The sequence below is a fragment of the Mycobacterium sp. PDNC021 genome, assembly GCF_048282635.1.
Taxonomy (GTDB): domain Bacteria; phylum Actinomycetota; class Actinomycetes; order Mycobacteriales; family Mycobacteriaceae; genus Mycobacterium; species Mycobacterium llatzerense.
The window spans coordinates 2,479,836-2,493,146 of the sequence record NZ_CP182502.1 but is presented as its reverse complement, the minus strand read 5'-3'; the positions used below and the strand labels follow the sequence as shown (position 1 = coordinate 2,493,146).

The 13,311-nt window shown below is 67.6% G+C and carries 13 protein-coding genes; 4 read left to right on the top strand and 9 right to left on the bottom strand.

Features of this window, described 5'->3' with window-relative positions; all coding sequences use genetic code 11:
• Window positions 1–22 precede the first annotated feature (22 nt).
• The 6 genes from ACNO8X_RS11765 to ACNO8X_RS11740 form a co-directional block, all read right to left on the bottom strand.
• A complete protein-coding gene (locus tag ACNO8X_RS11765) occupies window positions 23–982 on the bottom strand; it encodes an isopenicillin N synthase family dioxygenase (protein ID WP_418005414.1) in 960 nt (319 codons plus the stop codon).
• A complete protein-coding gene (locus ACNO8X_RS11760; RefSeq protein WP_418005413.1) occupies window positions 979–1,419 on the bottom strand; it encodes a nucleoside deaminase in 441 nt (146 codons plus the stop codon). Before ACNO8X_RS11760 ends, ACNO8X_RS11765 begins: the two co-directional genes overlap by 4 nt.
• Entirely contained in the window at window positions 1,416–2,810 is a 1,395-nt protein-coding gene (locus ACNO8X_RS11755) for a purine-cytosine permease family protein (protein ID WP_418005412.1), read from the bottom strand. Before ACNO8X_RS11755 ends, ACNO8X_RS11760 begins: the two co-directional genes overlap by 4 nt.
• Before the next feature lie 57 nt (window positions 2,811–2,867).
• Window positions 2,868–3,722, bottom strand: a complete 855-nt coding sequence (locus ACNO8X_RS11750) for a TIGR02569 family protein (RefSeq protein ID WP_043392475.1) — start codon at window positions 3,720–3,722, stop codon at window positions 2,868–2,870.
• 36 nt (window positions 3,723–3,758) lie between these two features.
• On the bottom strand, window positions 3,759–4,937 hold the full coding sequence (moeZ, locus tag ACNO8X_RS11745; RefSeq protein ID WP_418005411.1) for an adenylyltransferase/sulfurtransferase MoeZ: 1,179 nt from the start codon (window positions 4,935–4,937) through the stop codon (window positions 3,759–3,761).
• A 145-nt stretch (window positions 4,938–5,082) separates the two neighbouring features.
• Window positions 5,083–6,129, bottom strand: coding sequence for a DUF3152 domain-containing protein (locus ACNO8X_RS11740; RefSeq protein WP_418005410.1), 1,047 nt, complete (start codon window positions 6,127–6,129; stop codon window positions 5,083–5,085).
• A 256-nt stretch (window positions 6,130–6,385) separates the two neighbouring features.
• Between ACNO8X_RS11740 and ACNO8X_RS11735 the strand changes: the two genes are divergently transcribed.
• On the top strand, window positions 6,386–7,063 hold the full coding sequence (locus ACNO8X_RS11735; RefSeq protein WP_418005409.1) for a TetR/AcrR family transcriptional regulator: 678 nt from the start codon (window positions 6,386–6,388) through the stop codon (window positions 7,061–7,063).
• Window positions 7,064–7,131: 68 nt separating this feature from the next.
• Here the strand turns inward: ACNO8X_RS11735 and ACNO8X_RS11730 are convergent, their stop codons facing one another.
• Window positions 7,132–7,368 carry a DUF3107 domain-containing protein gene (locus ACNO8X_RS11730; RefSeq protein ID WP_043392935.1) on the bottom strand — a complete coding sequence of 79 codons (237 nt, stop codon included), beginning with the start codon at window positions 7,366–7,368 and terminating at the stop codon, window positions 7,132–7,134.
• A 358-nt stretch (window positions 7,369–7,726) separates the two neighbouring features.
• Here ACNO8X_RS11730 and ACNO8X_RS11725 point away from each other — a divergent pair, with 358 nt between their 5' ends.
• Entirely contained in the window at window positions 7,727–8,626 is a 900-nt protein-coding gene (locus ACNO8X_RS11725) for a hypothetical protein (protein WP_418005408.1), read from the top strand.
• Window positions 8,627–8,659: 33 nt separating this feature from the next.
• Here ACNO8X_RS11725 and ACNO8X_RS11720 read toward each other — a convergent pair whose 3' ends face one another.
• The gene (locus ACNO8X_RS11720) at window positions 8,660–9,361 is read right to left on the bottom strand and encodes a ferritin-like domain-containing protein (protein WP_260939937.1); all 702 of its coding nucleotides are present in this window, start codon (window positions 9,359–9,361) and stop codon (window positions 8,660–8,662) included.
• 302 nt (window positions 9,362–9,663) lie between these two features.
• Between ACNO8X_RS11720 and ACNO8X_RS11715 the strand changes: the two genes are divergently transcribed.
• The gene (locus tag ACNO8X_RS11715; RefSeq protein WP_418005407.1) at window positions 9,664–11,226 is read left to right on the top strand and encodes a DEAD/DEAH box helicase; all 1,563 of its coding nucleotides are present in this window, start codon (window positions 9,664–9,666) and stop codon (window positions 11,224–11,226) included.
• 20 nt (window positions 11,227–11,246) lie between these two features.
• Window positions 11,247–12,461 (top strand): hypothetical protein, encoded by a 1,215-nt coding sequence (locus ACNO8X_RS11710; RefSeq protein ID WP_418005406.1) that lies wholly within the window; start codon window positions 11,247–11,249, stop codon window positions 12,459–12,461.
• A gap of 9 nt (window positions 12,462–12,470) precedes the next feature.
• Here the strand turns inward: ACNO8X_RS11710 and ACNO8X_RS11705 are convergent, their stop codons facing one another.
• The gene (locus tag ACNO8X_RS11705) at window positions 12,471–13,274 is read right to left on the bottom strand and encodes a ParA family protein (protein ID WP_043392459.1); all 804 of its coding nucleotides are present in this window, start codon (window positions 13,272–13,274) and stop codon (window positions 12,471–12,473) included.
• Window positions 13,275–13,311: the final 37 nt, after the last annotated feature.

The following is a 13,311-nucleotide window of genomic DNA, read 5'->3' as shown; positions in this document are numbered from 1 at the left end:
CGCGAGCAGTCCCAGGCCTGACTCACGCGACGGTGATGGCGTCCAACCGTTCCTTGATGAACTCCGAGGAGACCACCGGCGTCAGCCCGGACACCGCACCGATGGGCGGCCGCAACGGGGTGATCAGCGCATCGTGGTTGGCTTCGTAGAAGTAGATCAGCGACACCAGGTCTTCTTCCGGTGCATGCGGTTGCGGCGGCAGCACGCGATGCCGGCCGGACGGCCAGCGTCGTCCACTCCAATACTCCAGCAGGTCACCGATGTTCACCGTCAGCGCACCGGGTTCCCAGGGGGCGTCCTCCCAGCCCCCGGCGTCGGAATACACCTGCAGCCCGCCGGCGCCCGGCTCCCGGTCGAGCACCGTGACGGTGCCGAAATCGGTGTGCGGGCCGATCCGGAACTGCCCGGGCTCGGGTTCACCCACCACGCTCACCGGCGGGTAGTGGTTGATGTTCATCGTCCACGTCGGCCGATCTGCCAGCGCGGCAAAAGGATTCGCCGGCAACCCCAGCGCGTGCGCAAACAGGGCCAGTAGATCGTCGGACAGCCGGCGCATCTGGGCGGTGTATTCATCCACCAACGTCTGCAATGCGGGCACCTCCGCGGGCCATACGTTGGGGGCGAACCAGATTCGATCCACCTCCGGATCCCCGGTCGATGTTTCCGCGCCCAGACTGAAACTCTCTTTGAGATCGGGTGGCGTCTCGGTGCCCTCGGCGTAACCGTTGGCTTCGGCGCCCGGGCCGATCCAGCCGTGTCCGCCGACCGGCACCGAGTACTGCCGCTTCGCCTCCTCGGACAACGCGAAGAATTCCCGGCTGGCCGCACGGACCGCGGCCGCCAATCCCTGGTCCACCCCGTGCCCGGTGACCACGATGAAACCGGCTCGCTGCAGACCCTCGTCGACTTCGGTGGCCAACGCATCAGCCTCGGCTCCGCCGGCATACCAGCGGGAAATGTCCACTGTCGCAATGACACTCATTCGCCGATATCCTCCGCCCACAATTCGGGACTGGCGCTGATGAACTCAGCCATCATCGCCACGCACCGCTCGTCGTCCAAAACCGTGACCGCCACACCATGTTCGGCCAGCCAATCATGACCTCCGTGGAACGTGCGGGCCTCCCCGATCACCACCGCGCCGATGCCGAACTGCCGCACCAGGCCGCTGCAATACCAGCACGGCGAGAGCGTCGTCACCATGATGGTCGAGCGGTAGCCGCGCTGACGTCCGGCCGCACGGAACGCGTCGGTCTCGGCATGCACCGAGGGATCATCGTTCTGCACCCGACGGTTGTGGCCGGCGCCCAGGAGTTCGCCATCGGCTCGAAACAACGCCGCACCGATCGGAATACCACCCTCGGCCAACCCCGTTCGCGCTTCAGCGACTGCGACGTCGAGCATCTGCTCAGGGGTCATATGGCGGCGCGTTCCGCGGCGATTTTCGATCGGCACAGCGCCAGGTACGCGGCACCCGCGATGACGAAGCCGACGAAGAAGGTGATGTCGCCGAGTTTCGGCACCGCCTGGGCGATATAGCCGACGAACTTCTCCTGGTTGGAGAACAACAGCACCGACAGTCCCAGCCCCAGCGCGAAGGACAACAACCCCGGCCAGTTCGAGTACGAGCGGTCGTAGAGATATCCGGCGATCTGTTGCCCGCGGCGCAGATACTGATCGGCGAAGACAACGCCGAGCCAGGGGCCGATCCAGTAGGCGATCACCAGCAGGAACGCTTCATAGCTGTGTGCGGCATCGGGCAACGCCCACCAGGCGATCAGGAAACCGGCCACGCCGAAGAAGACGGTCACCAGCGCCCGCGCGATGTGAGGCGGCAACGTGATCCCGATGGTCACGAAAGCCATTGCCCCAGAATAGACATTGAGCGCATTGGCGGCGATCGCACCGACCGCGATGGCCAACAGAGTTGCCTTGGCCAGCCACGGCGCAAGCTCGGCGGTGAACGACCCGGTCGGATTGCCCAGGCTCGCCGCGCCGACCGTCGTCGATGCCGCCCCAACGATCTCCAGGGCCACACACGAGACGAACAACCCGGTGGAGGCGAAGAACCCCGTCGCGAAAGTGGACACTGCCGACGGCAGATAGCGGGTGTAGTCCGCGGCGTACGGGGTCCAACCGGCTGCGTAACCGAAGGCGGTACCTACGGTGAGCAGGAAGCCCCCGAGTCCGCCAACCCCGCCCGACGGCGCCGGCGCACCCAGATCCGCGTGCGCGAAAATTCCCACCGATGCCGCACCGAAGACGATGACGAGCGCCGGGAACGACCAGCGCTCGAACGCCTGCACCAGATTGTGGCCGAAGAACGCGAACGCGGTCTGCAACAACACGATGATGATCAGGCCGATCAGTGGTCCGAAGCCGAACAGGGTGGACAAGGCAAACGCACCGCTGACACTGTTGGTGGCAAACCAGCCGACGCCCGCGGTGATCGACATCAACGTCGCAGGCAGTGCGTTTCCCTTGAACCCGAACGCCATTCGTCCCAGCACCATCTGCGGCACGCCGTGCAGCGGTCCACGTGCGGACAGGAAATAGTGTGCGATGGCACCCAGGCCGGTACCGATGATGATCCCGGCCACCGCCTGCCAGAAGCTCATGCCGAACGCGAGGACGGCCAGCATGCCGACGAACACCGTCGCGAATTCCATGTTGGGTGACGTCCACGTCCAGAACAGCTGACTCGGCTTGCCGTGCCGGTCCGCCTCGGCGATGAACTCGTTGCCGCCGGGTTCGACCGCAACGATCCTGTCTTGGTAGGTTCCGCCGGTGGTGGGTTCAACAGCCGTCATGCGAGGTAACTTTCTCACCGAACGGGGCACGCTGCCATTCGAATGGCGGCGAGCCGGCTAGAGAACCAGTCGCACCAAGGCTGCGGTACGGGCCAGACCGGGGAATGCCGCAGCCGTCGACCGCGGGTGCAGGGCATGCACCGCGAGCCGGAAGATCAAGGCGCGCAACAGCATCTGTGGCCACTCGGGCAGCGACGCCCAGCGTTCGATGAGACCGTCGTCGGCCTCACCCCACGACAGCGCGTCGACAACGACCACGCCCGCGGCCCACGATGCCGGCCGCCAGTACGGCGTGATGTCGGTGATGCCGGGCGCTGCGGTGCCGGCGAACAGCACCGTGCCGTAGAGGTCGCCGTGCACCAGCTGGCTCGGGTTGCGCGTCGGCTTGCGCAGGGACGCAAGCTGATTGATCAGTTCGACCGAACGGCGGCCATCCGAGGTACCCGGCACCGCCTGGGCACCCGGCGGCAACGACTGCAGCGGACGGTCTTCCCAGGCGGCGCGGTCGGCGGCGATGAACACGTCGACGTCGCTCCATGGCACGGCGGGCGGTTGCGTCAGGAAGCGCGGACGCTCGAGCTTGGCGGTCGCCTCGTGCAACCGCACCGCGGCCGAGACGATCTCGTCGTGACGCGGTTCAGGGGTGCCGGTGACGAACGTGTCGGCGCGCCAGCCGGCGACGACGTAGCGCCCGTCCGTCGCGCGCACGGGACGGGCCAGCCGGACGCCGTCGACGAACAGCGTCTCGCGCACTTTGGCCGACCAGGAGGCCCGGGCATTGTCGGCGACCATGGACAGCACCACCTCGCCGCAGCGCCAGCCGCCCTCCCAGCTCGAGCCGAGTGGGACCGGCCGGAGACCGGTCAGGCCGAACGCCGTAAGCACATGTTCGGGAGGACGGTCGACGGTCACCCGATCAGACTAAGGTGTGCCCGGCCGGACCTGACGTCAGTACATGACCATGTCGGGTTCGAGTTGCCTGGCCCAGGCCACGATTCCGCCCTGCAGGTGCAGCGCGTCGGCGAATCCGGCCTGTTTCAGGGCGAGCAGGGCCTCTGCCGACCGGATCCCGGTCTTGCAGTACAGCACCGCAATTCGGTCCTGCGGCACGCGGGCCAACCCGGCCCCGGAGTCGAGGGTCGACTTGGGAATCAGTTCGGCGCCCTCGATGTGGTTTATGGCCCACTCCACGGGTTCCCGCACGTCGATCAGCGCGACGGGCTTGCCGGAGTCGAGCAGCTGCCGCAGCTCTACGGGGGTGACGGACGAATCGGCCGCCGCTTCGGCTGCTTCGTCGGAGACCACGCCGCAGAACGCGTCGTAGTCGATGAGCTCGGTGATCTTCGGCGTCGCCGGATCCTTGCGAATCCCGATGGTGCGGTACGTCATGTCCAGCGCGTCGTAGATCATCAGCCGGCCCAACAGCGACTCGCCGATGCCGGTGATGAGCTTGATGGCCTCGGTACCCATGACCGAGGCGACGGAGGCGCAGAGAATCCCCAGCACCCCACCCTCGGCGCACGACGGCACCGTGCCCGGGGCCGGGGGCTCCGGGTAGAGGTCGCGGTAATTGAGCCCACGCCCATCGGGAGCGCCCTCCCAGAACACCGACACCTGGCCGGAGAACCGGTAGATCGAGCCCCAGACGTAAGGCTTGTGGGCCAGCACCGCGGCGTCGTTGACGAGGTAGCGGGTGGCGAAGTTGTCGGTGCCGTCGAGGATCAGGTCGTACTGCTCGAACAGCGGCACCGCGTTGTCGGTGTCGAGCCGGAACTCGTGGAGATTGACGGTGACCAGCGGGTTGATCTCCAGGATCGACTCGCGAGCGCTCTGGGCCTTGGACCGGCCGACGTCGGATTGGCCATGGATGATCTGGCGCTGCAGGTTCGATTCGTCGACGACGTCGAACTCGACGATGCCGATGGTGCCGACGCCGGCCGCCGCGAGATACAGCAGTGTCGGGGAACCGAGTCCGCCGGCACCGACCACGAGCACCCGGGCGTTCTTCAGCCGCTTCTGCCCTTCGACGCCGAGGTCCGGGATGATCAGGTGGCGGCTGTACCGCGCCACCTCGTCACGGGTGAGTTCGGCCGCCGGCTGCACCAGCGGCGGCAACGGGGTCGCCATGCCTTCAACAGTAGTGAGCCGGTTCGCCGGACATTTCGGGGCCGCTCGACGGCGACGAGTGTGCGCTCCCGGTACGCCGATTGCGGCGTGTCGCGGTACAAACTCCCCCGCAAGCGGGAGGTGCCCCCAGGCCGGCTCGCTGGGGTTAGGGAATGGGGTACGGCCAGGAGTTGACGTGGCAGGTCTTGCCGTCGGGCTTGACGGACTCCGGGTCGAACTTGGCGTCGTCGTTGTTGTTGGTCGAGAAGGTCTGCTGCATCATGATCGGCGCCAGCCCGCCGTTGTCGCCGCACGGCTCGTGCATCCGGAAGCCGAGGGCGTGCCCGACCTCGTGGTTGATCAGGTACTGGCGGTAGGAGCCGATGTCCCCCTGGAACGGCACGGCACCGCGCACCCAGCGCGCCTCGTTGATGAACACGCGGGACTGGGCCTTGCCGCCGTCGGCCGGGAAGTACGCCGGGTTGAAGCACGACGACTCCAGCGGGATGTCGTAGCCGCAGCCCTCGCGCACCGTCATCGGCGAGGTCAGGGACACCCGGAAGTCGGGGTTCTCCGGCGACGACGCGTCGAGCCGCGTGAAGGCGAACTTCCCGTCATGTGTCCAGCTCTTCGGGTTGGCGAGGGTTTCGGCGACCATCCGGGCAAACGCCTCGTCGCCGCCGAAGCTGGTGGTGTCGACGCCGTCCTCCACCTCGACGGTGTAGGTCACCGACTTGGTGGTGCCCTGACCGATCTTGGGGGTGGTGCCCGGCACGACGTGCCAGGCCTTGGCGCCGGCCTCGGTGAACGGCCCGCCGTCCGGGAGGATGCCGGTGGGCAGATTGACGTCGAACTGGGTCAGACCCTTGGGCGGTGCGCCGACGATCGCGGTGCTCGCCGAATTGATGGTGGGCTGACCGACCAGCGGCCCATGTGGATGAGCCGGCGTGATCGGCTTGGGACCGGAGATGCCCTGGTAGACCACCATTCCGGTGACGATGGCCAGCGCCGGCAGGGCGTACGCGCGCCACCCGTACGTGGACACGAAACGACCCAGCCAGGACTGCTTGCGCCACTGCTGCCGGTCGTCCCGATTGGATCGGAGCCGCCCTGAGTCCTCCGCCACCGGATCTCGCTGCGCACGCAAAGGCTCGTGCCACTCATTGCGCACCACAGGGACGCGACCGGTGCCTCGGCCCGGGTCGTAGGTCACGGAACCAGGATGGCATAGAGCTGCGCGAACGCCGGGCATGGCACGCCACCGGGCGTTCAAGTGCGGCAGACACAATCGCCGAACCGCTGGTAGCACGCGAATGCCGCGAACTAACGGTAGTAGTGTCGTGGCGATAAACTGCCGGGTCGGTCAACCTGAACAACAGGTTGGGCGGCCATGAACACCAGGGTCCGGACCGGTCCCTGAACAGTTGGTCACGGACATGTGTGCCGGACAATGCCAGATTGAGGACGTGATGAGCGAGGTTGCCAACACCTCTGACGCCAGAGGCACGCAAGCCGGAACTGACGGCACGCAGGGCGGCCCGACCACGAATCGGCGGGGCAACCGGCTGCCCCGGGACGAACGACGCGGCCAGCTGCTGATCGCGGCCAGCGACGTCTTCGTGGACCGCGGCTACCACGCCGCCGGCATGGACGAGATCGCCGAGCGCGCCGGTGTGAGCAAACCGGTCCTGTACCAACACTTTTCGTCGAAGCTGGAGCTGTACCTGGCGGTGCTGCAGCGGCACGTCGACAACCTGCTGCAGGGTGTCCGCGGCGCCTTGAGCACCACCACCGACAACCGGCTGCGCCTGCGTGCCGCCGTCGAGGCGTTCTTCGACTTCATCGAGCACGACAGCCAGGGCTACCGGCTGATCTTCGAGAACGACTACGTCACCGAGCCGCAGGTCTCGGCGCAGGTCAAGGTGGCCACCGACTCGTGCACCGATGCGGTGTTCGACCTGGTCAGCAGCGACTCGGGCCTGGAAGCGCACCGCGCTCGCATGATCGCCGTCGGCCTGGTCGCGATCAGCGTCGACTGCGCACGCTACTGGCTCAACAACGACCGCCCCATCTCGAAGGACGCGGCCGTCGACGGCACGGTGCAGTTCGCCTGGGGCGGTCTGTCACACGTTCCACTCACCCGCTGACGCGGCTCGAACCAAACAAAACTGCCCCTCTCCGAACGGAGAGGGGCAGTTTTTGCTTGCGGCGGTAGTCAGTCCTTGCCGGTGACGCCGAAGCCGACCCGGCGGACGTCGGCCGCACCGATCTCGACGTAGGCGATCCTGGCGGTCTGCACCAGGAACCGGCGACCCTTCTCGTCAGTCAGCGCCAGGACGCCCGACTCCTTGGCGAGCGCGTCGGTGACCAACGCCTCCACTTCCTCCGGAGTCTGCGCGCTGTTGAGGAACAGTTCGCGCGGGCTGTCGGTGACCCCGATCTTGACCTCCACGCTGACCCCTTTCATTCGTTTCAAGACTTCATTCGAGCTGCAACCGAACTCTCCTCAGGAGGCTAGTGGACGACGATGGCCGCGGTACCCGCGGGCACGTTCGCCGTAGGCGAACCATGTACGGAGGTGCCATGGCGGACCGGTGGGACGCGCCGTCGAGGTCACGACGTCGTCACAGTTGCCGCCCGGAAATCCCCGCCCGCCGGCACGGCTTTGCGAGGTCGCGACGGGTCGTCTCGGCGCGGTGGACCCAACCGAGTCCCGACCGTTATCCGATGGCCAGCGAGCCAACCTCATCCGTAACTTTCACACCACTAGCATCGACGAGGTAAGTGAAACTCGACCGGGGAAAGTCGCCATGAGCAGGACATATTCGCGATATTCAGCACCGTCGGGCGCGTCCACCGACGGCTACGGGGACACCCCCAGCTACCAGGGTTACGACCGCGGCTACAGCTACGGCAGCGCCAACTACAGCTACGGCTCCAGCACCGGGTACGGCCCGTACAGTTCGGCCACCGATCTGGCCGACCGCCCCACCGGCGAGTACACCAGCACCTACGGCGACACCGACCGGTTCACGGCCGCAGACGCCGATTACGCCGGCAATGATGCCGACGCGGCGTACGACGACTACGACGACGACGAGATCTACGAGTACGACGACGCCATCGATCGGCGGTGGGTCTGGGTGGCCGGCGTCGCCGGCGCCATTCTGCTGGTCGCGGTCATCTGCACCGTCGTGATCCTCGGCGGCGGCGACAGCGGCCCGGTCACCGCGCCGATCACCCCGCCCAGCACCAGCCAGTCCGCCGCGCCGTCGGCCTCGGCAGCACCGTCAGCGGCTCCGCGCCCCCGCGTGACCGCCGCGCCGCCATCGGCGTCGCTGGCACCCGAGACCGTCACGACCGTCACCCCGACCGCACCGGCCCCGACGGCCGAGGCCGTCCCGCCGGTCGATCCGGCGGCCGTACCCGCGGCGCCCGTCCCGAACACGGTGACGTACCGGATCACCGGCAACAAATCGCTGTTGGACCTGGTCACGGTGATCTATACGGACGGCCAAGGCGCGCTGCAGACGGACGTCAACGTGTCCCTGCCGTGGGCCAAGACGGTCACCCTGAACCCGGGCGTCTCGCTGAGCTCGGTGACCGCCACCAGCGTCACCGGTCAGCTGAACTGCTCGATCAGTGATGGGTCGGGCGCAGCGGTCGCCGCGCAGAACAACAACACGTTGATCACCACCTGCACGAAGTAGTCAACACGGCACCACAGAACCGGGTGCGTGAGCTCAGCCGAGGCCGAGTTCGCGTACCCGGTTTTTGTGTGTCTCCTGCAGGCGCTCGAAGAACTCGGTCATCTGGGTCAGGCCTTCGCCGCTGGACAGCACCAGGTCGACGAGTTCGTCGTGCTCGGCCATCACGAACTGCGCCTGGGTGATCGCCTCCCCCAGCAACCGCCGCGACCACAACGCCAGCCGGTGCCGCTGCCGGTCGCTGGCGCCGACCGCCGCCCGCACCTCGGCCACCACGAACTGGGAGTGGCCGGTTTCCGACAGCACCGCACGCACCACGTCGGCTGCCTCTGCGGGCAGCGAACCGGCGATCTCCAGGTAGAAGTCCGCCGCCAGGGCGTCGCCGACATAGGTCTTGACCAACGCCTCCAGCCAGGTGCTCGGAGTCGTCAGCCGATGGTAATTCTCCAGTGCCGGAGCGTATTTCGTCATCGCGGGGACGACGTCGACGCCACGACTCAGCAAGGCCTCGCGCAAGACGTCGAAGTGGCCCATCTCGGCAGCGGCCATCCGCGCCAGGTTGATGCGGCCGGCCAGGTTCGGCGCCATCCGCGCCTCCTCGGTCAACCGGTAGAACGCGGCGACCTCCCCGTAGGCCAACAACGCGAACAACTCGTTGATACCGGGATGATCACCTGACACCGCCGGCTGCACCGGAGTTGCCGTCTGCTCGGGCTGCGCCTGGGACGTCGAAGGCATGGCCCCAACTCTAGACCGCGACTCGCGTCACAGCCGACCGGCGACGCGACCAGCTACAATAGTCTCGGCTGTAGCCGTTTCCGTAGAGCGAGACAGGCTGCGACCAAGGAAATGTGCGTGCACGTGTTGGCCCGCCTCCATCCGCGACCTACGCGGTAGGCGGTTCTCCAGCTCGCCGGAAACCCGGCTGAATTCGGCAGAATCGCCCCGAGGGCCCCAAGTGTTTGTCGTCAGACTCGTGCGCGCGTGGAACAACAGCGAGCACTGACTCCGATGACACTGGAAGGCATCCACGCCACCTCATGACCGCTTTAACTGCAACGATCACAGAAGAAAAAACCTTCGCTGACCTCGGTGTTCGGGACGAAATCGTCCAGGCATTGACCGAGGACGGCAAGCACCACCCCTTCGCCATCCAGGAGCTGACCCTCCCCTTGGCGCTGGCCGGCGACGACCTCATCGGCCAGGCCCGCACCGGTATGGGCAAGACCCTGGCGTTCGGCGTGCCGCTGCTGCACCGCGTCGCCTCCGATCCGACGCTGCCGCTGACCGGCACCCCCCGCGCCCTCGTCGTGGTCCCCACCCGCGAGCTCTGCATCCAGGTGTACGGCGACCTGACGATGGCCGGCAAACACCTCAAGGCCGGCGAGTCCGGGGAACGCAAACTCCGCGTCGAAGCCATCTACGGTGGCCGTCCCTACGAGCCGCAGATCGAAGCCCTGCAGCAGGGCGTCGACGTCATCGTCGGCACCCCAGGCCGGCTCCTGGACCTGGCCCAGCAGGGCCACCTGCAGCTCGGCGGCCTGAGCGTCCTGGTCCTCGACGAGGCCGACGAGATGCTGGACCTGGGCTTCCTGCCCGACATCGAGCGCATCCTGCGCCTGACCCCGGATTCCCGGCAGGCGATGCTGTTCTCGGCCACCATGCCGGACCCGATCATCACGCTGGCCCGCACCTTCATGAACCAGCCGACGCACATCCGGGCCGAGGCCCCGCACTCGGCGGCCACCCACGACTCCACCAAGCAGTACGTCTACCGCGCCCACGCGCTGGACAAGGTGGAGATGGTCAGTCGCATCCTGCAGGCCAACGGCCGCGGCGCGACCATGATCTTCACCCGCACCAAGCGCACCGCCCAGAAGGTGTCCGACGAGCTCGCCGAGCGCGGCTTCAAGGTCGGCGCTGTCCACGGTGACCTGGGCCAGATCGCCCGCGAGAAGGCCCTCAAGTCGTTCCGCAACGGGGATATCGACGTCCTGGTCGCGACCGACGTCGCAGCCCGCGGCATCGACATCGACGACATCACGCACGTCATCAACTATCAGATCCCTGAGGACGAAATGTCCTACGTGCACCGCATCGGCCGTACCGGCCGCGCCGGCAAGACCGGTATCGCGGTGACGCTGGTGGACTGGGACGAGCTGACCCGGTGGTCGCTCATCGACAAGGCCCTGAACCTGGACTGCCCGGACCCGGCCGAGACCTACTCCCGCTCGCCGCACCTGTACGAAGAGCTGGACATCCCGACCGACATCACCGGCTCGATCGGCGCGTCGCGGGCCAAGCCCGCGAAGAAGTCGGCGTCCGACCCCGAGCTCAAGCGCGAGTCCAGCACCGACAAGGACCGCCCGGCCCGTGGCCGCAGCCGGTCCCGCCGCCGCACCCGCGCCGGCGAGTCGGCCACCGGCCACGTCGAGGCATCCGGAGCCACCGACGGCGAGACCGCCGAAGGCAGTGCACCGGAGGGCGACAGCCCCGCCGAGTCGACCCACTCGGGTCGCCGCCGCCGGCGTCGTCGTCCGAGCAAGGCCACAGCTGGGGCAGCCACTGACGCCCCCGCCGTCGCAGCGCCTGCAGCCGAGTAGCCGCAGGCCGCCCGAGCCCTATGGTCAAACCGGAACGACGTACCAAAGCTGATCTGATCGCCGCCGCGGCCATCGTGGTGGTGGTCGCCGTCGGCGCAGCGGTGATCTGGTGGAACAGCGACGCGCGGGCCACGGTCAGCAGGCCCGCAGACCGTCCCATCCCGGCGTTGCACGCCCCGAAGACGGTGCCCACGGCGCTGCATGAACTGTGGACCGCGGCCAGCGGCAAGACCACCCAGCCGGCTGTCGTCAGCGGTGTCGTGGTCACGGGCAACGGCGATGAGATGCAGGGTCGCGACCCGGTCACCGGCAACACCCTGTGGAGCTACGCGCGCGACCGCGAGCTGTGCGGCGTCACGACCGTCTACCAATTCGCGGTGGCGGTGTATCCCGACGGGCGCGGCTGCGGACAGGCCAGCGCCATCGACGCGAGCACCGGGCGACGCGGCCCCGCGCGCAGCAGCCTGGCCGACGCCGAGGTGAAGCTGTCCACCGACGGCACGACGATCCTGTCGTACGGCGACAGCCGGCTCGAGCAGTGGCGCTCCGACCTGGTGCGGATGATCAGCTACGGCTACCTCGACGCGGTCGTCAAACCCGGCGTGCCGGCCTCTCCCCTGTGCCGACTGACGTCCGCCGCGGCGAGCCCGTCGTCGGTGGCCGTCATGGAGGCCTGCCCCAAGCAGAACGACCTGCGGCTGACGCTGCTCAAGGCAGCCAAGGAAGAGGACCAGCCGGACGTCAAGCGCGTGGCGCTACCCGGAGTCACCGCGGACTCCGACGCGCAGGTGATCGCGGTGTCAGAGACCAAGGCCGCGATCTACGTGCCGACGCCGCAGCCGTGCGTGAACATCATCGACGAAACCGGCAACACCATCGCCAGCACCTTGCTGCCGCATCCCCCGACGCCGGTGACCGCGACGACTCGAGTCGGTGACGTCGTCACCTGGTACACGGGCGATTCGGTGCTGGTCTTCGACGCCAACGGGCTGCGCTACCGGTACACCGTCAGCGCGCAGGGCGGGCAGGCTCCTATCGGCCCGGCCACCATGCTGGCCGGGCACCTGCTGGTTCCGGTGACCAGCGGCTACGACACGTTCGACGCGCTGAGCGGCGCCGGCCAGACGCACATCGCGTTGGCGCGGCAACCGGTCAACACCGCGGTCATTCCCGCCATGGCGGGCCCGACGCTGCTGGAGCAGCGCGGCAGTCAGTTGGTCGCGTTGGGTCAGTGACCCGACCGATCACACGTCAGGGGTGAAGACGGGCAGCGCCTTGTTCTTCTTCCAATGCTTCAGCAGAGCCGACGCCAGCTCGCGATAAGCGATGGCGCCCTTGTTCTTTCGGCCCGCGAGCACCGACGAACCGGAAGCACTGGCCTCGGCGAACCGTACCGTCCGCGGGATCGGCGGGGCGAGCACCACGAGGCTGTAGCGGTCGGCCACGTCGAGCAGGACGTCCCGGCTGTGCGTGGTGCGGGCGTCGTACAGCGTCGGCAGCGCGCCCAGCAGCCGCAGGTCGGGGTTGGTGATCTGCTGCACGTCGGTGACGGTCCGCAGGAACTGGCCGACACCGCGGTGGGCCAGCGTCTCGCACTGCAGCGGCACGACGACGTCGTTGGCGGCGGTGAGACCGTTCAGGGTCAGCACGCCCAGCGACGGCGGGCAGTCGATGATGACCACATCGAACTGGTCGGCGATCTTCGCCAGCGCGCGTTTGAGCGCGTACTCCCGGCCGGCCCGCATCAGCAGCATTGCCTCGGCGCCGGCCAGGTCGATGTTGGCCGGCAGCAGCGTCATGCCTTCGGCGGTCGAGACCAGCGCAGTGTCGGGTTCCACGTCACCGAGCAGCACCTCGTGCACCGACACCGGCAGCTTGTCCGGATCCTGGCCGAGAGAGAAGGTCAGACAGCCCTGCGGATCGAGGTCGACAAGCAGAACCCGCTGGCCTTCCTCGGTCAGCGCTGCACCCAGAGAAGCCACTGTTGTCGTTTTTGCGACGCCACCCTTTTGGTTGGCGACCGCAAGTACCCGCGTCACGGTGCCCATCCTGACACGCGGCCATGTGGCGCCGCTCACCGTGGGG

Bases quoted from the DNA above. Each gene is read 5' to 3' on its own strand.
- ACNO8X_RS11765 (WP_418005414.1), bottom strand. From the start codon at position 982: ATGAGTGTCATTGCGACAGTGGACATTTCCCGCTGGTATGCCGGCGGA.
- ACNO8X_RS11760 (WP_418005413.1), bottom strand. From the start codon at position 1,419: ATGACCCCTGAGCAGATGCTCGACGTCGCAGTCGCTGAAGCGCGAACG.
- ACNO8X_RS11755 (WP_418005412.1), bottom strand. From the start codon at position 2,810: ATGACGGCTGTTGAACCCACCACCGGCGGAACCTACCAAGACAGGATC.
- moeZ (WP_418005411.1), bottom strand. From the start codon at position 4,937: ATGGCGACCCCGTTGCCGCCGCTGGTGCAGCCGGCGGCCGAACTCACC.
- ACNO8X_RS11735 (WP_418005409.1), top strand. From the start codon at position 6,386: ATGAGCGAGGTTGCCAACACCTCTGACGCCAGAGGCACGCAAGCCGGA.
- ACNO8X_RS11725 (WP_418005408.1), top strand. From the start codon at position 7,727: ATGAGCAGGACATATTCGCGATATTCAGCACCGTCGGGCGCGTCCACC.
- ACNO8X_RS11720 (WP_260939937.1), bottom strand. From the start codon at position 9,361: ATGCCTTCGACGTCCCAGGCGCAGCCCGAGCAGACGGCAACTCCGGTG.
- ACNO8X_RS11715 (WP_418005407.1), top strand. From the start codon at position 9,664: ATGACCGCTTTAACTGCAACGATCACAGAAGAAAAAACCTTCGCTGAC.
- ACNO8X_RS11710 (WP_418005406.1), top strand. From the start codon at position 11,247: ATGGTCAAACCGGAACGACGTACCAAAGCTGATCTGATCGCCGCCGCG.
- ACNO8X_RS11705 (WP_043392459.1), bottom strand. From the start codon at position 13,274: ATGGGCACCGTGACGCGGGTACTTGCGGTCGCCAACCAAAAGGGTGGC.